28 protein-coding genes are annotated in these 23622 nt (G+C 42.1%); 5 read left to right on the forward strand and 23 right to left on the reverse strand.

Translation table 11 applies throughout. The features are described 5' to 3' along the window. Positions 1-8 precede the first annotated feature (8 nt). A complete protein-coding gene (locus UE46_RS10020) occupies positions 9-467 on the reverse strand; it encodes a DUF948 domain-containing protein (protein WP_036061541.1) in 459 nt (152 codons plus the stop codon). Between the two features lie 259 nt (positions 468-726). Here UE46_RS10020 and UE46_RS10025 point away from each other — a divergent pair, with 259 nt between their 5' ends. Next, on the forward strand, positions 727-1839 hold the full coding sequence (locus UE46_RS10025) for an aminopeptidase (RefSeq protein ID WP_036061542.1): 1113 nt from the start codon (positions 727-729) through the stop codon (positions 1837-1839). Positions 1840-1960: 121 nt separating this feature from the next. Here UE46_RS10025 and murC read toward each other — a convergent pair whose 3' ends face one another. The 5 genes from murC to UE46_RS10050 all read right to left on the reverse strand — a co-directional run bounded on the left by murC (position 1961) and on the right by UE46_RS10050 (position 8059). Then, on the reverse strand, positions 1961-3298 hold the full coding sequence (murC, locus tag UE46_RS10030; RefSeq protein WP_036061543.1) for a UDP-N-acetylmuramate--L-alanine ligase: 1338 nt from the start codon (positions 3296-3298) through the stop codon (positions 1961-1963). A 296-nt stretch (positions 3299-3594) separates the two neighbouring features. Then, positions 3595-6015: a DNA translocase FtsK gene (locus UE46_RS10035; RefSeq protein ID WP_118907587.1), complete on the reverse strand. Its 2421-nt coding sequence runs from the start codon at positions 6013-6015 to the stop codon at positions 3595-3597. 248 nt (positions 6016-6263) lie between these two features. After that, a complete protein-coding gene (gene ytpR, locus UE46_RS10040) occupies positions 6264-6875 on the reverse strand; it encodes a YtpR family tRNA-binding protein (protein ID WP_036061544.1) in 612 nt (203 codons plus the stop codon). Between the two features lie 5 nt (positions 6876-6880). Continuing rightward, positions 6881-7681, reverse strand: coding sequence for a DUF1444 domain-containing protein (locus tag UE46_RS10045; RefSeq protein ID WP_036061545.1), 801 nt, complete (start codon positions 7679-7681; stop codon positions 6881-6883). A gap of 18 nt (positions 7682-7699) precedes the next feature. After that, the gene (locus UE46_RS10050; RefSeq protein ID WP_118907588.1) at positions 7700-8059 is read right to left on the reverse strand and encodes a thioredoxin family protein; all 360 of its coding nucleotides are present in this window, start codon (positions 8057-8059) and stop codon (positions 7700-7702) included. Positions 8060-8144: 85 nt separating this feature from the next. On the opposite strand from UE46_RS10050, the gene UE46_RS10055 reads away from it, so the two are divergent. After that, complete coding sequence (locus UE46_RS10055; RefSeq protein WP_036061547.1) at positions 8145-8588, forward strand: YtoQ family protein; 444 nt, start codon at positions 8145-8147, stop codon at positions 8586-8588. 2 nt (positions 8589-8590) lie between these two features. Here the strand turns inward: UE46_RS10055 and UE46_RS10060 are convergent, their stop codons facing one another. The 3 genes from UE46_RS10060 to UE46_RS10070 form a co-directional block, all read right to left on the reverse strand. Beyond that, the gene (locus tag UE46_RS10060; protein WP_036061548.1) at positions 8591-9493 is read right to left on the reverse strand and encodes a GNAT family N-acetyltransferase; all 903 of its coding nucleotides are present in this window, start codon (positions 9491-9493) and stop codon (positions 8591-8593) included. A gap of 162 nt (positions 9494-9655) precedes the next feature. Then, complete coding sequence (locus UE46_RS10065) at positions 9656-9898, reverse strand: hypothetical protein (protein WP_036061549.1); 243 nt, start codon at positions 9896-9898, stop codon at positions 9656-9658. Continuing rightward, on the reverse strand, positions 9891-10964 hold the full coding sequence (locus UE46_RS10070; protein WP_118907589.1) for a M42 family metallopeptidase: 1074 nt from the start codon (positions 10962-10964) through the stop codon (positions 9891-9893). The genes UE46_RS10065 and UE46_RS10070 overlap by 8 nt, the downstream gene beginning before the upstream one ends. Before the next feature lie 176 nt (positions 10965-11140). Here UE46_RS10070 and UE46_RS10075 point away from each other — a divergent pair, with 176 nt between their 5' ends. Continuing rightward, entirely contained in the window at positions 11141-11452 is a 312-nt protein-coding gene (locus UE46_RS10075) for a PepSY domain-containing protein (protein ID WP_036061550.1), read from the forward strand. Positions 11453-11502: 50 nt separating this feature from the next. Here the strand turns inward: UE46_RS10075 and UE46_RS10080 are convergent, their stop codons facing one another. The 12 genes from UE46_RS10080 to UE46_RS10135 form a co-directional block, all read right to left on the reverse strand. Next, the gene (locus UE46_RS10080) at positions 11503-12087 is read right to left on the reverse strand and encodes an NAD(P)H-dependent oxidoreductase (protein WP_036061551.1); all 585 of its coding nucleotides are present in this window, start codon (positions 12085-12087) and stop codon (positions 11503-11505) included. Position 12088: 1 nt separating this feature from the next. Then, a complete protein-coding gene (locus UE46_RS10085) occupies positions 12089-12514 on the reverse strand; it encodes a MerR family transcriptional regulator (protein ID WP_118907590.1) in 426 nt (141 codons plus the stop codon). A gap of 63 nt (positions 12515-12577) precedes the next feature. Further along, entirely contained in the window at positions 12578-12811 is a 234-nt protein-coding gene (locus tag UE46_RS10090; protein WP_036061552.1) for a metal-sensing transcriptional repressor, read from the reverse strand. A gap of 122 nt (positions 12812-12933) precedes the next feature. After that, the gene (locus UE46_RS10095; RefSeq protein WP_036061553.1) at positions 12934-13776 is read right to left on the reverse strand and encodes an MBL fold metallo-hydrolase; all 843 of its coding nucleotides are present in this window, start codon (positions 13774-13776) and stop codon (positions 12934-12936) included. Positions 13777-13833: 57 nt separating this feature from the next. Next, on the reverse strand, positions 13834-14475 hold the full coding sequence (gene trmB, locus UE46_RS10100; RefSeq protein WP_118907591.1) for a tRNA (guanosine(46)-N7)-methyltransferase TrmB: 642 nt from the start codon (positions 14473-14475) through the stop codon (positions 13834-13836). Next, positions 14466-15278, reverse strand: coding sequence for a phosphotransferase family protein (locus tag UE46_RS10105; protein ID WP_036061554.1), 813 nt, complete (start codon positions 15276-15278; stop codon positions 14466-14468). Before UE46_RS10105 ends, trmB begins: the two co-directional genes overlap by 10 nt. A gap of 487 nt (positions 15279-15765) precedes the next feature. Further along, complete coding sequence (mdrM, locus tag UE46_RS10110; RefSeq protein WP_036061555.1) at positions 15766-17241, reverse strand: multidrug efflux MFS transporter MdrM; 1476 nt, start codon at positions 17239-17241, stop codon at positions 15766-15768. Further along, positions 17241-17681 (reverse strand): MarR family winged helix-turn-helix transcriptional regulator, encoded by a 441-nt coding sequence (locus UE46_RS10115; RefSeq protein ID WP_036061556.1) that lies wholly within the window; start codon positions 17679-17681, stop codon positions 17241-17243. Before UE46_RS10115 ends, mdrM begins: the two co-directional genes overlap by 1 nt. A gap of 169 nt (positions 17682-17850) precedes the next feature. Then, positions 17851-18198 carry a nuclear transport factor 2 family protein gene (locus tag UE46_RS10120; RefSeq protein WP_036061557.1) on the reverse strand — a complete coding sequence of 116 codons (348 nt, stop codon included), beginning with the start codon at positions 18196-18198 and terminating at the stop codon, positions 17851-17853. A 59-nt stretch (positions 18199-18257) separates the two neighbouring features. After that, positions 18258-19121: a D-amino-acid transaminase gene (gene dat, locus UE46_RS10125; protein WP_036061558.1), complete on the reverse strand. Its 864-nt coding sequence runs from the start codon at positions 19119-19121 to the stop codon at positions 18258-18260. Positions 19122-19257: 136 nt separating this feature from the next. Then, positions 19258-20670 (reverse strand): dipeptidase PepV, encoded by a 1413-nt coding sequence (gene pepV, locus UE46_RS10130; RefSeq protein ID WP_036061559.1) that lies wholly within the window; start codon positions 20668-20670, stop codon positions 19258-19260. A gap of 114 nt (positions 20671-20784) precedes the next feature. Continuing rightward, on the reverse strand, positions 20785-21192 hold the full coding sequence (locus UE46_RS10135; RefSeq protein ID WP_036061560.1) for an NUDIX hydrolase: 408 nt from the start codon (positions 21190-21192) through the stop codon (positions 20785-20787). 115 nt (positions 21193-21307) lie between these two features. Here UE46_RS10135 and UE46_RS10140 point away from each other — a divergent pair, with 115 nt between their 5' ends. Continuing rightward, positions 21308-22150 carry an NAD(P)H-hydrate dehydratase gene (locus UE46_RS10140; protein ID WP_036061561.1) on the forward strand — a complete coding sequence of 281 codons (843 nt, stop codon included), beginning with the start codon at positions 21308-21310 and terminating at the stop codon, positions 22148-22150. 50 nt (positions 22151-22200) lie between these two features. On the opposite strand, the gene UE46_RS10145 is transcribed toward UE46_RS10140, so the two are convergent. After that, positions 22201-22788: a DJ-1/PfpI family protein gene (locus UE46_RS10145; RefSeq protein ID WP_118907592.1), complete on the reverse strand. Its 588-nt coding sequence runs from the start codon at positions 22786-22788 to the stop codon at positions 22201-22203. 124 nt (positions 22789-22912) lie between these two features. On the opposite strand from UE46_RS10145, the gene UE46_RS10150 reads away from it, so the two are divergent. Then, positions 22913-23365, forward strand: coding sequence for an Lrp/AsnC family transcriptional regulator (locus UE46_RS10150; RefSeq protein ID WP_233230917.1), 453 nt, complete (start codon positions 22913-22915; stop codon positions 23363-23365). A gap of 41 nt (positions 23366-23406) precedes the next feature. Here UE46_RS10150 and UE46_RS10155 read toward each other — a convergent pair whose 3' ends face one another. After that, positions 23407-23607 (reverse strand): hypothetical protein, encoded by a 201-nt coding sequence (locus UE46_RS10155; RefSeq protein WP_036061562.1) that lies wholly within the window; start codon positions 23605-23607, stop codon positions 23407-23409. Positions 23608-23622: the final 15 nt, after the last annotated feature.

Raw genomic sequence — 23622 nt, forward strand, 5'->3', positions numbered from 1 at the left:
TTTGTTTTTTATAAGCTTATTGTTTCTTCTTTTGCTTCTGCAGCCGCTTGTTTGGCTGCTTTGTTTGCCTTCATTTTTTCACGAAAAGCTAAGATCGAATTGCTAAAAGATACTGCTTGTACGATTTTAGTCTCATTGGTTTGGACTTTATTCGTCGCAAGCGTCGCCAACTCACGAACAGATTGACTAAGACCGAGTAATGAAACGCCAATGTCCCCAACAGCATCAAATACTGGATCTACTTTCGCAACTTTTCCATTGATATCTTCGAGAAGATCATTGGTTTTACTCATTAATTTCTCGGCCTGGTCTGTGATTCCCTTGACCTCACCTGTCATTTCTTCGAGCGATTTAGCTACTTCATCCATTGTTTTTGATGTTGACTTTAGCGTCTTGCCAAGGTAAACAGCAATAACCAGTAGCGCGATTGCAGCAATCAAAGCCGCAATGTATAAAATTATTTCCACCTTCTTCACACCTCCACGTATATCTAGCACTTTACCCCTCGTGCCCTCTTGTAAAACGATTATTTTGAAGAACGGGTCCTTTTCATTTTAGCAATATTACGCGAAAAAAGAAAGTAAAATACTATATCCAGCGCACATTAAACAATATCGTTACATCTGCCACAGATTATAAGTTCTTTTTGAGAGCATATTTGAAGGAATTGGAGTAAACTATAAAGGTGCCGCAAAACGGTGGAAAAAATGAAATGGAGTGATTTTCTTGAAAGACCCACGTATCGAAAAATTAGCTTATAACTTAATTAACTACTCTGTACGCTTGCAACCAGGTGAAAAAGTACTTATCGAAAACTTTGGCTTGCAAAAGGAATTAGTAACATCGATTGTCGCAGAAGCCTATAAAGCTGGCGGATTCCCTTTTGTATCTTTGAAAGAGCCACAAGTGGACCGCGAAATGATGCTTGGTGCGAACCCAGAACAGTACGCGAAGATTGCTGAATTTGAAGGCAATGTTATGAAAGAAATGGACGCTTACATCGGCTTACGTGCTGGTGATAATATCAATGAATTATCCGATGTTCCTGCTGAGAAATTAAAAATCAACGGCGAAACGGTTGGTAAAATGCATACAAGTATCCGCGTGAAACAAACGAAATGGGTTGTTCTTCGCTACCCAAGTGCTTCGATGGCGCAGTTATCTAAGATGAGCACCGTTGGCTTCGAAGATTTCTATTTTGAAGTTTGTAACCTTGATTACAGCAAAATGGGTGAAGCAATGGAAAGCCTTGTGACACTGATGAATCAAACAGATCGCGTTCGCCTTGTCGGAGAAGGCACAGACCTGCGTTTCTCGATCAAAGACATCCCAGCGATCAAATGTGCAGGTCAGTTAAATATTCCTGATGGTGAGGTTTACACAGCTCCTGTGCGCGATTCTATCAACGGTACTATCACTTATAACACGCCTTCCCCTTACCAAGGCTTCGTTTTTGAGAATGTTTCCTTTACGTTCGAAAATGGTAAAATCGTGAAAGCGACGGCGAATGATACTGAGCGCATTAATAAAATATTGGATACAGATGAGGGCGCCCGCTTTATTGGTGAATTTGCGATTGGTGTTAATCCTTTCATTCACGAACCAATGCAAGATATCCTCTTTGATGAAAAAATTGAAGGTAGTTTCCATTTCACGCCTGGCCAATGCTATGATGAAGCGCCGAACGGCAATAATTCAGCGATACATTGGGATCTCGTGAATATTCAACGTCCAGAGTACGGCGGCGGCGAAATTTATTTTGACGACGTGCTGATTCGTAAAGATGGCCGTTTCGTTATTCCAGAACTTGAGAAGTTGAATCCTGAAAACCTAATTTAACCTAACCACAAAAAGGAATCCCGACGTCACGAATGGGGTTCCTTTTTGTATGCATTTTTGCCATCTTAGAATAAAAAAACTGCAAACCAGGAATACCCAGCTTACAGTTTCTTTCGTTTATTTAATTTACTGCTCGCTTTTCCTCCATTATTTCCACACCTGCATCAAGAACACTTTCATATGCTGCTTGGAACTTCTGAACGTCTCCCGCTCCCATGAACAGGATAACGGCATTTTTGTATGCCAGCAAGCTTTCCGTGTGTTGCTCTTGAATCACATGATTTCCTTTTGTCTTCGCGGATAAATCTTGGATCGTTAGCGTGCCACGATTCTCACGTGCAGAGCCGAAAATATCGCATAAGTATACTTCGTCTGCTAAATTCAAGCTATCTGCAAATCCTTGTAAAAAGGCCTGTGTTCTAGTAAAAGTATGCGGTTGGAAAACAGCAACTACTGGACGATCTGGATATTTTTGACGTGCTGCATGGATCGTTGCGCGGATTTCAGAAGGATGATGGGCGTAATCGTCGACTAGCACTTGATCCTTTTTCTCCGTGATGCTAAAACGACGCTTCACACCTTCAAATGTCCGTAATTCTTTCGCCACATCTGCAGCTGAAATTTTTTCATATTCCGTAACAGCAATCACGCTAAGTGCATTCATGACGTTATGATCGCCGTATGTTGGGATCACGAAATTACCGTAAAACTCGCCATTATGATACACGTCGAATGTCGAGCCAGTCGTTTCTTTAATCACATTTTTCGCTTGGAATTCATTATGGTCTTCAAAACCAAAATAAACAACGGGGACGTCCAATTTCAAACGACGCAATTGCTTGTCATCGCCTAACGCAAAGACAGCTTTTTTCACTTGGAGGCCAAATGATTCGAACGCGCTGAAAACATCATCCTCGCTCTTGAAATAATCTGGATGATCCCAATCGATATTCGTCATAATCGCGTATGTTGGAGAATAAGCTAGGAAATGACGTTGATATTCGCAGGCCTCTAAAGCAAAATATTCTGCATCTCGGTTACCTTTACCAGTTCCATCACCAATCAAATAAGATGTCGGACGTAACTCTTCTAACACATGGGAAAGAAGACCAGTTGTCGATGTTTTACCATGCGACCCAGTAACAGCAATACTTGTATATCCTTCTAATAATTGACCTAAAAATTTGTGATAACGAATCACTGGCAAATCCATATCCAGTGCTTTCTTGATTTCAGGATGATCATCTTTAAATGCGTTACCTGCGATGATCGTTAGGCCTTCCTCAATGTTGTCTTCTGAAAAAGGCAAAATCTTGATGCCATCTTCTTCTAGCGCTTTCTGTGTAAAAAAATACTTTTCTACATCGCTTCCTTGCACTCGGAAACCTTTATCAAACATAATTTGAGCCAGTGCACTCATACCTGAACCTTTAATCCCAACAAAATGATACGTTGTCATTACTTGAACCCCCAGAATTATAATCTTTGAAGAGGTAGCCTAAAAAATAGTGTGTTGCTTATTTTAAATAGCATTTTCATTATTTTTATTATTTCTAGACATCTTCTTGTTCTTACTTTTCGAATGTGTGTTTGTTGTTACTTGTTGACCTTGAATGAAAAATCTCACTAGATAATTATAGCACTTTTTTGGCCATTAAGAAATCCTTGCGCGAAATTTATATCCAAGGACTTATATTTTTCAGCTTTTATGCGATTTAAAGTATGTTTTTATACGCTAATAGGACTACTGATGTATTAATTATCACGTATCTTTTCTAATTGTTCTCTGGTGATAATCACATCACGCGGTCGCGATCCATTTGTCGCGGAGACGATATTATGCTTTTCTAGTGCTTCCATCAGTCTTGCTGCGCGGTTATATCCGATTCGGAAATGACGTTGTAATAAAGATGTTGATGCTCCGTTTTGTCCTAATACAAAATCACACGCTTCATCGAATAAATCGTCCTCTTCTTCTTTGGCAATTTCGCGTTCTAGAAGCTCTTCTTGTTTGAATAGATAATTCGGTTCGCCCTGATTACGAACATGGGCAATGACGGCATCGATTTCTTGGTCGCCGACATATGTCCCTTGTAAACGAACGGGTTTGGATGCGCCACTTGGGAGGAATAGCATATCCCCTTTTCCAAGTAATTTCTCAGCACCAGCGGTATCGATAATCGTTCTAGAATCAATTTGTGATGACACAGAGAAAGAAACGCGTGTTGGAATGTTCGCTTTAATAAGACCTGTAATAACGTCTACAGAAGGACGTTGCGTTGCCACAATCATGTGAATACCACACGCTCTTGCTTTTTGGGCAATGCGGCTAATGGCTTCTTCTACATCACTTGGCGCCACCATCATCAGATCTGCTAATTCATCGATAATGATTAAAATGTACGGCAATTTCTCGCCAGAATGTTCTGGATGGGAAGAATATTCGTTAAACTTCTCCATGTTCCTAACGCCAGCATGAGCAAATAATTGATATCGGCGTTCCATCTCTTCCACAGCCCACTTCAATGCCGCCGTAGCCGCTTTAGCATCTGTAATAACTGGACTAACAAGATGCGGTATCCGATTATACGGCGCAAGTTCAACCATTTTTGGATCGATGAGCAATAGTTTCAACTCATCTGGGGTTGCTTTATACAGTAAGCTGATGAGCAAGGAATTGATGCAGACGCTTTTTCCTGATCCAGTCGCACCAGCAATAAGTCCATGCGGCATCGTTTGTAAGTCGGTGACGATTGGTCTGCCTGAAATATCGAGCCCAAGCGCCGCTGTTAACGGTGATTTACTCATCTGGAACGCTTGACTATTCATGATTTCTGACAGCATCACAGGACGGCTCGTGGCATTTGGAATTTCAATACCAATCGTGCTTTTTCCTGGGATTGGCGCTTCAATACGAATGTCTTTTGCCGCTAAATTAAGCTTGATATCATCGGTCAAATTCGTGATTTTGCTGACCTTCACGCCTTTTTCAGGCTGTACTTCAAATCGCGTAACTGCTGGGCCTTGCGTCACATTGACCACTTTTGCAGCAACGTTAAAGTTTAAAAGCGTCTCATTTAAAAGTTCTTCTTGAAACGCTAGCCACTCCTCGTCTTCATTTTCAAAAACGGGTGGTTTGAGTAAAGTTAAGGACGGAAAATAGTAACTACTTGGTTTATCGGTTGTTGCTTTTTCCACAGGGAAAACGGGTGCTATTTCTGCTTCTTTTGGAGTCTCGAATGTCGTGTTCACTGGCTGTTGCTCTACTTCCTCTTTTTTCTCAACGCGTTGCTTGTCTTGATTCACCATCATAACGTTGAATGGAATGCGCGTTTTTGGCGGCGCGTTTGTGCGCACTGGTTTCTCAGGCTTTGGCGCTTCATGAATAAGTTCAATGCGCTCCGTTTTTGGCTCCACTTCCTCAACGGGAGCCACTGCGATTTCTTCATCCGCAACCACATCTGCGCCTTTAATTTGTTCTAAAATAGCCATTTCTTCCGCTTCAGATAGCGATACGTCCTCTACTTCGACAAAAGCTTCCTCAAAAACCGCTTCTGGTAGCTCCTCTTCTAACACCTCGATCTCGTCTTTCACCAATGCAGGTTCTTCTACTTGATCTAAAACAGTAATTTCCTCTTCCAACTCAGGCACGACGGTCGTTTCAGGATGTACTTTGGAAACCTCTTCCATTAAAACTTCATCAAGAACTGGCTCACCCGTTTCTAATTCTTTTGTAATATCAAACTCAAAACGGCTTGGTCTTTTTTGGAAAGCAAAGACTGGCGAAGGAACATCAGTCAATTTGAACGGTCGCTTCTTCTCCATTATTGGTACGTTATTTTTTTCGATGACCCGCTGCGTATTCCGCTTTGGTGTCACTTGCTTCGGTTCGCTATGTAACGCTGTATTCGTTGTTACTTGTTGTCCGCCATCAGGAATAAGTGGAAAACGAAATTCTCCTTTTGGATATTGATAGACGACTTTTGCTTGTATTTCTCGTTTTTGTTTTGCAGGTTGCATCTTCTGTTGTGTGGTTTCTATTGGTTTTTTAGTTTTAGTTGTTGGTGCCAATTGGATCTGTGGCGCTGGTTTTGCCTCTTTTTTTGGCTTAGCCACTTCTGTTTTTTCATACTCTTCGTCTCGGTCTGCGAAGAAAAAATCTTTGAACCATCCCATTTATATCACTACCTACTTCATTTTTTATCCGTTTCTAAACTGATTCTAACAGAGAAAATTGGATAAAGCTATTAACAAGACACTTGGATAGGTCACATACTCTAAAAACGGCTTAATATCAACGTTTCATTACACATAACATAAACTTATCCCCCGTTGCTTTAGCGCAAAAAGAACAATTTGGCGTTATATTGTATACGAAATACACCGGAATAAGACGGCCCTTCGTTAAAAGAGCCGCCTATCCTTTAAAATGAAACTGGAAATTCTGAGCCTACTTCATAGCTGTCATCAAGGATCATGATACCTTTTTCTTCTGGTGCGTCCGGAATCGCCAACTCACGCGCCGCGCAGATCATTCCAAACGAGTCTTCCCCGCGTAGATTAGATGGCTTAATGATCAAACCGCTTGGCATAACAGCGCCAATTTTAGCAACGACTACTTTTTGATCCGCATCTACATTTGGGGCTCCACATACGATTTGTACCGTTTTATCGCCCAAATCAACTTGACATACATTCAATTTATCCGCATTAGGATGTTTTTCTTTAGAGATTACGTGTCCCACTACGAACTTTGGCGAAAGATCTGCTTCAATAACAAAATCAAAACCGTTATCCGCAAGTTCTTTATTCATGAATTCCACGTCTTCTAGCGTCAAATTCACCTTACCGTTTGCCTCAAATGTGCGTTTTTTCGATACTTCGAAAATGTTGATCGCAACCGTTTCGCCTGTTTCCACATCAAAAATACGTGTGACATTTCCTTTTGATTCAAAATCTGTTTTTTCTACATCATTGAGGTGGACTAAAAGCGTGTCCCCTACTCCTTTTTCGTTATAAAATGCATTTACAATCACGTTAACTACTCCTTTGGTCTGTTTTTGGCCATAATAAAGATCGGTTCTAGTTTACCATCATTATACACGAGAGGTAAAGAGGTAATTGGTGCGAGTCCGCTCGAAAAGAAATCCATCGTCATATGCGCCAACACATCATAGCCCGTATTATTTCTAATATCTGCAATAATTAACACATCCTGATGCGGCACTGCAAGCACCATTTCACCCTGGATTTTCGCGCGCATTTCTTCTAAAAATGGCTCATTCAAAATCCGACTCGCGTCATACCCATCATTTGTTCGCACAAAATAATAATCGTTGTCACTCACCGTATCTTTTTTCATCGTCGTGGCACGTGTCCGCAAATTTGAGAAAGCGGCCATTCTCACATCGTCCAGCGTCACATCTGTCCCAGAAAGCGCGTCTTCTTCGATAAAACGATACGACGAACCTACATCCACCACGTAAAAAATCGCTGTTTCTGCCGTGTGATCTTCCACTAAAAGCGCCTTATCGTCTTTCGTTTTGCGCGGAAAAGATGTCGCTCGAATAACCGGGTATACGTTTGGCAAACTCGCTCGAATATCAATGTTAGCTTGCGACGCTTTCAATCCTTCTTCCACATAATAGACGATTTTTTCAACAGCGACTTCACCGTTTTCCTGCCAATTCGCGATAATTTGCGGGATCGATAATGTAATTGAATTGCCCGCTTCCGTCACTTTCAGTGTGTCTTTATCGCGATCATAACGGAAGGTCCGCGCCGCGCTCGCAAGCTCTTTTTCAAGGCGCTCCTTCATCTTCATCGTTGTCATTTTCATCATTTGCCCCCTCCCCTCTCGTTACAGAGCGTTGATAAAATCGTTAATTTCTTCTTTTGTTTTGCGATCTTTACTGACAAAACGACCGATCTCTTCCCCATCTTCAAAAGCGAGAAAACTCGGAATTCCGAAAATCGCCAAATCACCACAAAGATCTATAAACTGGTCACGATCCACATGTGAAAAAGTGAAATCGTCATGTTCCGCCTCAATTTCAGGCATGATAGGTTCGATAAATTTACAATCCCCACACCAATCGGCGCTGAACATAAAAATTGTTTTACCGTTATCTTTTAAATCATTAAATGCTTCTACTGATTCTAAATGCTTCATTCTACTCGACTCCTTCTTCGTTCTATACTTATTAATCCTAAAGCTCATGCCGATATTAGTAAAGAATTACGCTCACAAAAGTTGCTATCATGCCTGGTTTCTTTTATGATTACAAGATAAGGAGGCGTTTTTTATGGACTATCATATTTATCTAGCAGGCGAAATTCATTCCGACTGGCGCGACAAGCTTCGCGCAAGCATTCAAGCAAAGCCAGGCATCACGTTTCATTTTTGGGGACCACAAGAGGATCATGACACGTCTGACGCGATCGGCGAATCCATCCTCGGCACACAACCAAACGCGCTATATAAAGACTTGCAAGCATCCAAAATCAATAATCTACGTACAGAGCTTCATTTGAAAAAAGCAGATTTGGTCATCGCATTGTTCGGCGACAAGTTCAAGCAATGGAATACCGCTACCGACGCGGCAACAGCTATCTCACTAGGCAAACCTACCATCATAATTCGCCCAACCGATCTACATCACCCACTAAAAGAACTATCGGAAAAAGCGAATGTGACTGTGGATACGATTGAACAAGCCGCGAAAGTCATCGATTATCTTTTCGCGTAGCATCATGTATGTGACAGCAAGGGGAAGATGAGTTTGTTTTTCTCAAAAAGCGACTCTTTTCCCCGCTTCACAAACAAGGTCGAATCCTCTTCTTTCAACAGCGCTACATCATAAGTTGTCATATCGTTCGGCATAAATCCGAGTGTCACCCGATTTGTTTCATCCTTTACCAACGCATCGATAACCAACTCCACATCGACTTTTTCGCTCGCTAAAATATCGTGTAGAATCAAATCAACGCCATCGTACTCCGCCACCGCGATCGCATCCAGCTCCTCTATATAAAACAGATTATTCTCCAAAGTAAACAATTCGAAATGACCACAATAAAGCATGACCATACCCGCGCCACCGAGCATCGCCAACCGCCCTTGAGGGAACGCCTCGGCTGCTACACGGAACAAGAAATCACGATCCGCTTTTATTCCTAAATCCAATTGCCTCACAGGATTGTTTTTCCGCTGAACTGGCACAGACTTAGTCACCTGATATTCATTTACCGACACAAAACCAAATTTCGGATAAAAATCCAGCACCGCATCATTCGCAAACAAATAAATCAAATCGCATTTCGTCTCCCACTCCCGCAACACGACCTCAAGCAAAGCCTTGCTAAGTCCACGTTTCTGATAAAACTCATCCGTCATAACTGTCCCAATTTGAACAAACTTTTGCCGCTCACCAAGAACAGAAAACGCCATCTCACTGACCGTCACATGCGATACGATAGCCTCACCATCAAAGAGCGAATACAGATGACATCCCTCGCTCCAGTAACCATTTTGATACCATTTCTCCAAATCAAAGCCGTAAGTATTCCTTGTTAAACGATTAAATTCCTGTCGCAAAACGTCTGTTTCCTGATAATCTTTCCTAAACGTGTACGCGTGGCCACCAACTAACATTACCAAACCCTCCTCTCACGAAAAAAACGCCCATTATTTCAGGCGTTTCAAACTACACGATTCTTCGCCAAATTCAAGCGAGACAAGAAACGCTCAGTTCCTAGGAAAAAGCGCGTACCAGCCCAGAATATACTTGAATACGCGCGCACCGGAACGGAGCTTTTAACGATGGGAATGAGTGCTTGTCGTCCCGCTGCGTTTTCGTTTATTAACATCGTCTTTCCAAGCCCAGAAAAAGCCAAAGCCTAATACTAAGAACGCGCCTATACACGTTGTCAAAATCCATCCCAGTTCGGCATCTCGCAAATACGGGATGCGGAACATATAGCCAATAAAAAAGACCAGCGCCGAGACAAACATAATACTACCCATCAGAATGACAGGCGAGCGCCACTTTTTAAGCATTATCACGAATCGTTTCGTACGTCGTTTTATCCAAGTTACGAATCACCGTCGTAATCATCTCTTTGGCTGCCGCATAATCATCCACATGCAAAATCGAATTAGATGAATGGATATAGCGCGCAGGAACACCAATAACCGCACTCGGAATCCCATCGTTCGACGTATGGACTTTCCCAGCGTCCGTGCCACCCGGCGACACAAAATACTGATAAGGAATCTTATTGGACTCAGCAGTATCAAGTAAAAATTCGCGCATGCCACGATGCATAATCATTGTTCGGTCGAAAATACGCATCAAGAAACCTTGTCCGATTTGGCCGAACTGTGTTTTATCACCCGTCGTATCATTTGCAGGACTTGCATCGAGGGCGAAAAAGATATCGGGTTGAATCATGTGTGCGCTAACGCCAGCGCCGCGAAGTCCAACCTCTTCTTGTACATTCGCACCAGCAAATAACGTATTCGGCAATTGCTCGTCTTTCACCGCTTTTAAAAGTTCAATCGCAAGGCCTACGCCGTATCTGTTATCCCACGCTTTTGCCATGATTTTTTTTGGATTCGCTAGTGGTGTAAATTCAGCTACTGGCACAATTTGCTGACCAGGTTTCACGCCGATCGCAATCGCATCATCCCGATCATCCGCGCCAATATCGATAAGCAGATTTTTCGGATCTGTTGGTTTACTGCGCTCCGCTTCGGTCAATAAATGCGGTGGAACAGAAGCCACGACTCCAATCACAGGACCGTTTGCCGTAATCAACTGTACTCGTTGCGCTTGAAGCACTTGCGGATTCCAGCCACCAATCGTTTGGAACGCAATCATCCCGTTATCCGTAATACGCGTCACCATAAAGCCAACTTCATCCAAATGGCCGGCTACTAAAATACGAGGTCCACCTTCTGCGCCATGACGCACGCCGAAAATACCACCCAAACCATCTTGAATAACTTCATCAGAGACTGGCGTAATTTCTTTTCTAACAAAGTCTCTTACAAATTGTTCGCTTCCAGATGTTCCAGGGAGTTCCGTCAATGTTTTAAATAAATCCAACGTTTCTTTTTCCAATATAATCAGTCCTTTTCGGTGATATCCATTGCATTATACCACTTTTAGAAAGCCCGCGTCTAAGAAAAGAGTAGCGATAAAGATGTAAAGGCTTTTATATTTTTAGTTTAGAGGGTATAATAAGAAACAGTCAAGCATGAAAGATAAAGACAAGTACTATTTTAGGGAGGCAAATAATGAACTGTAAAGCTTTTATAACAGGCGTTATCGCAGGGGCAGCAGCTGGTCACTTAATCAACCACTATCTGCTTGAGCCAAAAACAATGTCGGGCGATGTGATTCTTGAAAATGTCAAAGAGGCATTCAAAAAAGAAGGTCCCATTGAAGGCTCATGGATCCAACTTAAAAAACAACATTACAAAAAATTCGCGATGGATACATTTGTATATCATGGCGGCATCACAGCTATTCGCGACGGCGAAAAGAAACAATTCGAATTTATCGCAGATGCTACAACAGGAACAATTATCGATATTTACTTAACTTGATTAGACAAAAATCCTCTTTCTCGGCTTTATAACCGAAAAAGAGGATTTTTTTATAGATGCGCTAAACGACGACCATCTCTCTTCGCTAAAGCTACTACTCGCTTTTTGTAATAGGTCTCTGATTTTCGTTTCGTGCGATCCATTCTATCAAAACTTGTGTGCTTGATTCGAAAAACACCACTGAGCCAAAGCGGCTGGCGAAGTCCTCGATAACCGCTCCATCCAAATAAATAATGATAGAACTCACTACCTCCGATGGAATAAAAAATACTCGCGCGTTTGCCTCGCCATTTCCCTTGAAATAAATATTCCTTCGTTTTAAAACTGTACGTTTCTCCCACCCAGAATAAATTCTCAATAAATCCTTTTAGCGCAGATGGTACGTTAGCAAACCAGATCGGATAAAAGAAAACAAGTAAATCTGATTGATGTGCGTAAGCGTTTACCTTTAACATTTCTGATGTTCGCTCCGTTTTGTACCCCTTACTAAGGGTTTTATCGTAATCAAGTGTAGCGAGATCTACCACTTTCACCTCATGCTTCAACTCCTGCATGTAAGCAATATAAATTTCACTGAGGCTTTTCATTGTGCCTTTTTCTCTGGAATCCGCCTGAACGACAAGAATACGCGCCATATTAGCGACCTCCCCGTTCCTTCTCGAAGAAATCGTCAACAAGCTGCTCATTTTTTTCCTGAATAGCCGTAAGAGACTGATCTCCAAGCATGACCGGCAAATCCTTCATAATCTCCATAATCGTGTTGTAACGCGCGATTTTTTCTTCCATGATCTTGATTTTTTGATTAAAAAAATGTTGCGCCTCTCGTTGGCACGCCTCGTCATGAGACTGATGAAAATAGCGATGGAAAACTTGTTTGATTTCTGCTAAAGTCAAACCAGCTTCTTTTAAAATCAAGATATACTTCAACATTTGAACATCTCGCGCAGAATAATTGCGATAATGATTTCCCTCACGTTCTGGCTGGATCAGTCCTTTTTTCTCGTAATAATGTAGCGTTGACGTTGGTATGTGTAACAATTCTCCTAATTCATGCCCACGCATGGCTGACACCTCTTTCCTTACTTAGCCTTATTATATCGCTAAAGTACGGTTTAGGGTCAAGCCTTATTTAATAAAACTATCCACACGTTTCTGATCGAATTCACCACGCGCGACCATTTCTTTCATTTGTTCACTAAAAATAACTTTTTCAGCGCTTTCTAATGCTTTTTTGACGGCCGCTATTTGTAGCATAATATCTTCATACGGCCTGTCTTCATCCGTCATTTTTTTCACCGATTTAACGTGCCCCTCGATCTTAGCCAACCGATTGGAAACGGCTTTTCTAACCTCCAACATCCGGATACCCCCTATAGAAAAATATTTAAATTCAATCTATTTTCACGATAACCACCCTATATTAAAGAGAATTGTTAACCCCCTATAGAGGATATATTTTTCACATACCGTATAGAGGTATATTATTCGCCAACCAGATTCATCTCTACTTTTTCAGTAATATTCCCGTCCAAATCAAACTGCAACGCGCGATAATACGCATCATGATAAAATAATAACCACTTCTTCTTACCGTCAATTTCCTTTATCAATCGCTCCTTCGCAAAAATAGAATCCATTGGATAATCGTCGTATGCTGTCACCCATAAAACATTTTTATGCGCATGGGTTGGAAATATATCTGCCATGTGAATTGCAGACTGGCCACCACTATTAATCTCAATTACCGCGTGGCCAAGACTATGTCCTCCCGTTTTGCGAAGTGTGATTGCCTCGTTCAATAAAAGTTCCTGCTCATAGGTTTTTATTTGACTTGCAATCCCCGGCCAATTTTCGGGCCAATATGTCGCCTTGGATCTGATATTTGGATGCTGCATCTCGTCCCATTCCGTTGCCGTCGTATAAATAATCGCGTTGCTAAAAATACTTTCACCCGCTGCATTCGTCAAACCAACGACATGATCAAAATGCAAATGCGTCATTAAAATAACATCGATGTCCTCTGGTTTCACACCAAGCGTTGCCAAATCCTCAATCATAAACGATTCTCCCGTCACGCCAAAATTACGCTTTTGTTTCTCCGTCAAACGCCCATTCCCAAGACCAGCATCAATTAAATAATGCTTGCCTTGATAATGAAAATACATCGGATCGGTCACACAGCGAATCTGATTTTTCTCGTTCGGCTGGTACTTTTTGCTCCACAAAGCCTTAGGCACGACACCAAACATCGCTCCACCGTCAAAATGCGTCACGCCGCCACGCAACCAATGAATCTCTATCTCCCCTACTCGCAATGTATCCATCTTTATTCCTCCTAAAAAAGAGACCAGAGCTCCACATTCCCGAACTCTGGTACCTCTCTATGATTTATATGTTGCTTCCAAACGATAGATTGGAAACCCTTGGGCTGAAAATTTTTCTTCGTATTCTGTCATAATATTGCCTTCAAAATCGCTATGGTGGAGATCAAGCGACAAATATTGAAGCAGTAAGCCATACTCTGAGAACGCCACAAGGGAATACTCAAACAACCCGCGATTATCCGTTTTAAAATGAATCTCACCATCCGCTGGTAATAACGCCTTATAAATATCTAAAAAGCGCGGATTTGTCAAACGACGCTTAGCGTGACGCGTTTTTGGCCACGGATCGGAAAAATTCAAATACACGCGCGCTACTTCGCCTGGCTCAAAATACTCAAGCAACTCTGCCCCGTCCACCGATAATAAACGCAAGTTCGGGATTCCTGCAGCGAGTGCTTTATCGAGCGCTGTTATAATCACGCTTTCCACGACTTCGATGCCAATATAATTAATTTCAGGATTCGCGACTGCCATTCCTGTTACAAATTGACCTTTTCCAGTACCAATTTCGATATGGATTGGGTTTTCATTTCCAAAAAGTTGGTGCCATTTCCCTTTCCATTCCTCAGGTTTTGCCACGCATACTTCTGGGTGAGCTAAAATATGATCTCTCGCCCACGGTTTGTGTTTCACTCGCATAATGTACCGTACACCTCATCATCTTCTAATATTTTTTTTAAAATAAGCTCGAGTCTTGCAAGCTCCGGCTTCCTGCCATGTTCTAACTGCCAATTCATCGCCATTAAAACTTGGCAAACGGAAAACCATTTGACTCTCATGTATAATTCTATTGTTAGTTCCTGACCATACTCCTCAAGCCAGCTGCGCCACTCCGAATAAGGGATATATTGATACAATAAGACGCCTAGATCGTTCGCCGGATCCGCAAGCATCGCTCCATCCCAATCTACAAGATACAGCTCATCTTGTTCTGAAACCAACCAATTATTATGATTGAGATCACCGTGACAAACAACATGACGCCCTTCTTTGAGTTGCTCCACGTTTGCGAGCAAGTAATTTTTCGCATGCAAAACAAGGTCTTCCTTTTGATCAGGCAAACTTTTATCTTCTAATACCTTTGTCAATAGATTCATACAAGCATAGTCTTTCTTTTCAATGCGCTGTAACATATCACGTAGCGCTTCTGAACGGTGTATCTTCCCAATCATTCGGGCCACTCGTGGTTCTCGCATTTCACTTGCCGTAAGCGTCCGACCGTTGTCAATCCACTTCTGAGCTGTGATGACATCCCCATTTTCTACACGTCGCGTCCAGATTAATTTAGGCACAATATTTTCAACAGAAAGCGCAGCTAAAAAAGGCGAGGAATTCCTTTTTAAAAAGAATTTTTCGTCTTCATGAACAGCGACAAAAGCTTTACCAGTTTCGCCACCTGCTGGTTCTATTTCCCAATCTTGCCCAAACAAATTATCTTCCATTCTACATTCACCTACATTACGTCGTTTATCTCTTGCTACCGCATAACGCTTATTTTCACTCCAACGACGAATCCAATCACAGTTGCACGAACTATTATCTATGTACATTAGAAAGATGGATAAAAAAATAGCTATTACATTCTATAACAGCTACTTTTTAAATTTTACTTCTCTTATAGCCTCCCGTCAAGTCAACATATGTTCTGTTTTGCAAAAGATGGCAGAACGACGCGAAATTCATAAAAAAAGAGTGTAGGACATACCCCTGATAAATCGGCGAAAAGCGCTCGCATTCAGGGGATTTGGTGGACTTCCGGTTCTCACATACACTAGTATGCTCCGCTTCCGGCTTCCACCAAATCCCCTGAATACAAACGCTTTCGCTCGATTTGTTTGAAGCAAGATTCACTTCTTACCCAGAAAAAAGGAATTCGTGATATCTCGCTTATTTTGTGTACCCCGAGGTTTTGTCCCACCCTCGTCCTTATTAATGTTCCATAACTTCTGTTTTGGTAACAATTGGTGCTAATGATTGTTTTTTCTTTTTAATAAAGATAGCCAATATAACGGCGATCACAGATAAGATGGATGAAACAAGGAAGGCCGTTTCGATTCCGTGAATCAATACGTGATTCGCAATCTGCTCTTTTGTTTTACCTGCAACATCTGCTGCGGTTAAATTTTCACCAAAGCTTTTCGCACTTTTTGACATGGTGGTGATGAGCAAGGCTGTTCCAAGTGAGCCTGCGATTTGTCGGACGGTGTTAAACATCGCCGAACCGTGCGCTGCCATGGATAGTGGCAATGAGTTGAGCGCGGCGGTTTGCAGTGGCATCATCACCATTGCCATGCCGCTTGCCCGAATTGTCTGTACGACCACGATATAGGTGAGCGTGGTGCTCTCGTCTAAATTGGTAAACATGAACGTCGTTACAGCCATAATAATCAGGCCTATCAAGGATAAATACTTCGCGCCAAAGCGGTCAAACATGATTCCCGTGACTGGTGAAAGCGCGGCGGTCATAACAGCGCCTGGCAAGAGGACAAGCCCCGATTCAAGCGGCGTGAAGTGTCGTACGCTTTGTAAGAAAATCGGGAATAATAGCATACCACCATATAATCCCATCATAACGAAAAAGCTGATGGTCGTTGTTAGTGTAAACGTTCTGTGTTTGAAGACGTTGAAATTTAGTAGAGGCGCTTTTGCACGGCCTTGGTACCAAATAAATACGGCCAATACAACGAATCCTAAAAGAACAAATCCGAGTACTTTCATCGATAGGAAATCGTGATCTCCAGCATTACTGAAGCCTAGAAGCAAGCTACCAAAACCGATCGTCGACATAATAACACCGAGAAAATCCAATTTTGGAAAGGTTCTTTTACCAACATTTTTAAGTAGGAAAAAGGCAACTACTACATCTAAAATGGCGAATGGAATGATAATGTAAAATAGGTTCCGCCAATCATATTCTTGCACGATCCAACCAGATAAAGTCGGGCCAATCGCTGGTGCAAAGTTCATCGCGAGACCAATAAGTCCCATCGCCCGTCCGCGTCGTTCCATTGGGAATAGATTCAGTACAACGACCGTTAGAAGTGGCATCACAATACCAGCTCCGATCGCTTGCACCATCCGCCCGATAATAAGTACGGTATAATCTCCTGCAAAGCCAGAAATCGTCGTACCAATCGCGAACGTAATCATCGCGAATAAGTAAAGTTGTCTCGTCGTAAATCTTTCAATTAAAAACGCCGTCATCGGAATCATGACACCATTGACCAGCATAAATCCTGTCGTTAGCCATTGTCCTTGGCTCGCCGTAATATTGAAATCCGTCATAATGCTTGGGAGCGCCACATTCATCAACGTTTGGTTTAAGATTGTGACAAAGGCCCCCATCAACATCACAATTAAGATACCGTTTGTTTTAATTCCATCACTTGCTGCTTTCATATTCATTATTCTGCTTCTCCTTTTCGTTCTAATAACGCAATCATTTTATCATGGGTTGCGAGCATGGCTCTTAATTCTTCCGAGTCTATTTCTAAAACCGCCTCTAAACGGTCAAAAAAGACATCATATGTGTCATCTACTTTTGCCAGACCTTCTGGTGTTAACTGTAAATTGAGTGCGCGTCTGTTTCCTTCATCACGGCCTCGCGTTAAATAATTAGCTTTGACTAAGCGGTCTACAATACCACTCATCGTACTTTTATTCACCTTTACTCGTTCAGCAAGCTCCCCCAGCGTCAAATGCGGTTCTCTCTTTAGAGTACCTAGAGAGAATAATTGCACCGTCGTAATATCACGCTTTGTAGCCTCTTCTTGTAAATAATGGTGTATTTTCCGCTGCATCGTTCGAAATGAGAGGACAACTTCGCGTATCAATTTTTCATCCATATTTTGTTCTCCCCCTTTAATGTTCACTAACGAAAGATTCGTATGCGAACTATTAACATTAGCAATTATACGCCTAATTTTACTGTTGTCAAGCGTGTTTTTTTACAATTTCGGCATGAAAGCGAACACAATGCTGGCGTTCTAGCGATTATTTTTTATATGTAAATAATTATATAGATTTCGTACCTTGATGAAAAACTAATTGCCAGCGATCCTCCTGAAATTTCCAAAGAGAACTACGTAGCGAATGTTGTTTTTTGGTCACGTCAAATATCCGATAAGTTGCTAATACGACTTCGGCTGTCACGATCTGAATCTCATAGTCCGTCAACGCCATCTCCACCTCGCCAATTCCCGCTTCGGCGATCGGTTCCTCCTTATATAAGACCCGTCCCGAACTACCGATTTCAAAGAAGCCATCCGCTAATATTTTATTTAATTCGGCCGCTGATCCGCGAACGTCTGCATGCAATAATTTTTCTTCGAGCGCTAGCAAATGCCTTTTCAACGTCTCCATTTCCAGTCTCCTCCTATAAAAAACGAGCAGATTCCGAAGATTCCACTCGTTTCCATATTTTAAACAAACGCTAATTCGCCACATTGTTTCAAAATTTCAGCTGTAAAATACGTATGCAACTGTTTCGTAATTGGGCCACGTTTGCCATCGCCAACTGGTTTGTCGTCAATCGCAATAATCGGCGTGACCTCAATCGTTGTACTAGAAATGAAGACCTCATCCGCTGTTGCTAAATCGGTAAGCGTGAAGCCAGATTCATCCACTGGAATCCCATTTTCGCGTGCTACTCGTAAAATAACTTGACGCGTAATACCTGCTAAAACAAGATTATCTGCTGCATGTGTGAAAAGCGTTCCATCTTTTATCATATACGCGTTGGTTGCCGAACCTTCCGTCACGCTTCCATCACGATGCAAAATCGCTTCCAAAGCTCCTGCTTGGTGCGCTTTATTTTTAGCCATCGAATTACCTAGTAAGTTCAAGCTCTTAATGTCGCAACGCAACCAGCGAACATCTTCTTCGACAATCGCTTTACGACCATCTTCAAACAGCGTCATGTCACGCGGAACTTCACTTGTGGAAGCCGTCAAGACTGCTTTTAGAGGTGTCTCAGGAATAACATGATTACGCGGAGATTGAATGCCTCGCGTCACTTGAAGATACACATTACCAGTTCCAACGTTATTCGCTGTTACTAAACTGTCCAAAATCGCACGCAATTCTGGTTTGCTATAAGGAATAACTAGGTCAATCTTAGCCGCGCTCGCATACAGACGATCTATATGTTCTTCATATGTAAAAAACTTGCCATTATACATACGTACAACTTCGTAGACCCCATCTCCGAACTGGTAACCTCTATCTTCAATATCTATTTTTGCCTCGTCACGTTCTATTAACTGATCATTTACTAATACTTTCATCGTCAGCGCTCCTTTACAAAATGTTTTTGCAACTGTCAAAAAATTCACGATAAGAATAGGAGCGAAAGGCCGAGATATCGCATCCCAGCGCCTTCACTTATTCCTATCTTTGCTTTAATTTTTTTCAATTATATCCTTACTTTGCAAGTTTGTAAAGCGCCTCAGCGTAAATCGCAATTGTTTTTATTAAATCGTCGAAATAGGCGAATTCGTCTTTTTGATGCATCGTGTCTTCGCGGCCTGGGAATAGCGCTCCAAAAGCAACACCAGTCTCCATATGACGCGCGTAAGTCCCACCACCAATGGCAAGCAATGTTGCTTCTTCGCCAGTTTGGTTCGTGTAAACTTCTTGTAATGTTTGAATCAATGGATGGTCTTTTGGCACAAACAATGGTTTAGAATCATCATAATGCGTGTATTGCCCATTATATTCATTGACCACCGTCTCCATTTTTAATTTCAGTTGATCCATATTCGCTGTTACTGGATAACGGAAATTCAAGCCGTAACGACCGCCTTCACTCACGCTATAACGAATGACACCAACGTTCATCGTTAATTCGCCACTTTCTTCATCTTCATAGCGAATGCCAAGTTTAACCGCACGAGAATCGCCATATAAGTAATCTTTACCAAACGTTACAAAATCGCTTGCTGCACCAGTTAGCGTGAATTTACCAAGGAATCCAACTAAGTGAAGTCCAGCGTTCACACCATTGTTTGGCTCCATCGCATGCGCGGCTTTACCAACTAATGAAATCGTCACGGAGTTGCCAGATTCTTCGATAGAACCTGTCACTTTCGCTTCTTTCAAATACGTTGCAAATTGTTTCGAGATTTGATCCACATTTTTCACATCTTCTAAAACAGCTGTCGCGTGATCTGGAACCATGTTATAACGTTCACCAGATGTAAAGCTCATCAGACGGAAATCCGCGTTGCCTTCTTTTTCACCATCTTTAAAGGAAATATCCAACTCGGAAATACCTTTTTCAGCATGGATGATTGGGAATTCAGCATCGGGAACAAAGCCCATTGTTGGTTGTTCTTCCGTTTCGAAATAACGCTCCACACAAGACATACCGCTTTCTTCATCAGAACCGTAAATCATGCGCACACGACGAGATAGTGGTAATTCAAGCTCTTTGATGATCTTCATCGCGTAATAAGCCGCCATTGCAGGGCCTTTGTCATCCGCTGAGCCACGCGCGAATACTTTGCCATCTTTCAAAATAGGATCGAACGGATCATGTGACCAATCATCGCCAACTGGTACAACATCCACGTGACCAAGCGCTGCAACGAGCTCTTCGCCTTGACCGAACTCCGCATGTCCAGCAACATGACCTACTTCCTTCGTTGTGAAACCATCTTTTTCCGCTAGTTCGAGAGCAAAATCCAATGCTCTTTTCACGTCGGGGCCAAATGGTGCTTCTTCTGTTGCTTTCGAATCATCGCGCACACTTGGAATGCTTAAAATCGCAAATAAATCGCGTTTAAAATCGTCGCGGCGTTTTTCTACTTCCTCTTGCCAATTAATTGTACTCATCCTATAACAATCCCTTCAAGTCGTAATAATTTACTAAGTCTGGAACAAAGCTCTAGACTCATTCTCCCCTATTGTATACCCTTTTAGACTCGTATGAAAGCATTTTGGGGTAAACTAAGCCATAAATCCTTGAATTGCTTCAAAATCCCAGCGAACCATACGCGATGCAAAGACAACATCCATCCGTTCCAAACTGCTTGCCTCAAGCGGAAACCACTCGTATGCTTGGTGTTCACTCGATAATCGGACTTCTCCCTCTGGTTTTTCACACAAATAAATCACGCCTGTAATTTGATATTCTGGTTGGAAAAATTCCCACGTATCATACAGTATAAATGGCTGTACTTGAAGCCCAGTTTCTTCTTGCACTTCGCGGAACAGCGCCTCTCCTTTCGTTTCACCGAACTCCATCCGGCCACCAGGTAATTCCCAAACATCACCTTCTACATCGGTTTTTTTCAACACTAGAAATTTACCGTTATGTATAATGACTGCTTTTACTGCTGGAAAAATTGGTTTCATCATCATCACTCCTTTTGTGGATAGATTATACTAAATTGGACAATTAAGCAAGTAGCGTTATAATAAATAGAACACATTACATACGAAATACAAGAATATGAAAGGATGATTCCTAATGAAAAAGATCACGCCAAAAGTTATCTGTGCATGGATTAATCAGCGCGATGAAGAAACGAATAAAGGGGATTACGGGCGCGTACTTCTGATCGGTGGTAATGAACGACTCGGTGGTGCTATTATTATGGCGGCGCAAGGGGCTGTTTACAGTGGCGCTGGCCTTGTATCCGTCGCAGGTCATCACGTGAATCGTTCTGCACTTCACGCCAGATTACCCGAAGCAATGTTCATTGATTACACAGACTTCGATTATTTAATTGAGGTTTTACCACGATTTGATTCGATCTTAATTGGTCCTGGGCTTGGCTTGGATGAAACTGCGCAGAACTTGTTAGCGCTCGTTTGTGAATATGCAACGTCCAATCAGCGAGTTATTATTGATGGTGACGGAATTACGCTTTATGCTACTGGTGATTATGCAAAACCTAAAGCAGCGCTCATTTTTACGCCGCACCGGATCGAATGGGAACGGTTGACGCATACCGATACAGAAAATTTGGATGACATGAAAAATCAAGATTTCGCAGCGGAAATGGACGCGATTATCGTGTTAAAAGACCACCGAACCCGCGTTTACATCGGGGAAGATATTTGGCAAAATATATACGGAACACCAGCAATGGCAACAGGAGGTATGGGCGATACGCTTGCTGGAATGATCGCTGCACTCATGGGACAGCTGGATACACCAAAGCATGCCGTACTCACCGCCGTATTCCTGCATAGTTATATTGGCGAAACGTTGGCGAAGAAAAAATACGTTGTTTTACCTACCGAAGTCGCCGAACAAATTCCTTTCTACTTGAAGAAGTTTAGCGAGACGGACGGTAATCCTTATTAAATAAGAAATGGCGTGAAAATGGGTTTTTACACCTGATTTCACGCCATTTCTCATTTTTCGAAGCCCATTAATTTTTTAACATGTTTGGTGTTTTCCGTATTTGTTAACTTTTCCAGTACAAGAAAGGCAACGTCGAACGCTGTAGAAGGATTATGCGAGGTGATAATATGATTTTCCACTACGATAGGATCTTGCTGCACCTGCGCTCCGAAATCCTTTAATTGTGCTTGGCGAACGCTACCCACGCCATTATATGTGGTCGCTCGTTTCCCCTGCAAAATTCCTGCTTTTCCAAGTGCTAACGCCGCAACGCAAATCGTTCCAATCCACTTTTCATGTGTATCGAAATGCCGAATTACATCTAGAAATGCGGGATCATAAGCGTCTTCGTAAAAACCAGCTTCTTCAAAGCCACCTGGTATCACAAGCGCATCAAATTCTGCAAGCTCCACCTCGCCCAATGTAAATTCTGGTATCACCGTAAAATTCCACGTGCATTTCAGCCGATCACGCAAACCAACCGTTACCAGCTCCGTCCCGCCGCCACCTTCCATCTCGTTCCATCCCAACACATCCGTAAAAACGCTTGCCTCGACTGCTTCAAATCCGTCCGCTAACAACATCATAATTTTCGCCATCGTATTACCTCCTCTTATCTACTTAAGTTTAACTGATTTAAAAGGAAAGCTACATCTATTTTATAAGCACTTTTTTGTGTTATACTTTGTAAAATAAAGATTATAAAGCTAAATAATTTATTAAATGAAGGACGTGATTTCACTGGATGCGACGGATGAAAAGATTCTAGCTATTTTAGAAAAGAATGCACGGATATCGATGAAAGAACTAGCTGGGCTTGTGATGCTAACCCCACCTGCCACCAAAGAACGGATTCTGAAATTAGAAGAAAAAGACGTGATTACGGGTTATACGACCAACATTTCACTGGATGCGCTTGGCCGTAGAATGACTGCTTTTATCTTGTTCGAAACGCATAATTGTAAGGCGTTCTATGATTTCTGCGTTAAACAACCTGATGTTTTAGAATGCCACCGCCTCGCCGGCCAATTTAGTTATCTCGTGAAAATTAGCTCCGTCAGCATGGAAGCACTCGAATTATTTATTGATGAGGCGATAAAATACGGAAAATCATCGACACATCTTATTTTTTCCTCTACCGAAAAGCCGATTTTTAATGTCCAAATTGGAATATGAAAAAACGTCCTGCCCGATTTCGATTGGCAGGACGTTTTGATTTAATTTTCGCGTGTTCTTGGTAGTTTTATACCAATCGTAATTCCGACTAAAAGCGCGCCTATTATTTCAAGCGAACTTGCAACCCACGTGTAGCCGAGAAATAATGCGCCAAATCCAGCAATGATACAAACTAGACCTAATACAAAACATAATCGTGCGCGGCTTGCTTCTTTGGATCTTTTTCTTGTTCGTTTTTCCATGAAGTCTTGTCTCCT

Source organism: Listeria weihenstephanensis (genome assembly GCF_003534205.1).
Classification (GTDB): Bacteria; Bacillota; Bacilli; order Lactobacillales; family Listeriaceae; genus Listeria_A; species Listeria_A weihenstephanensis.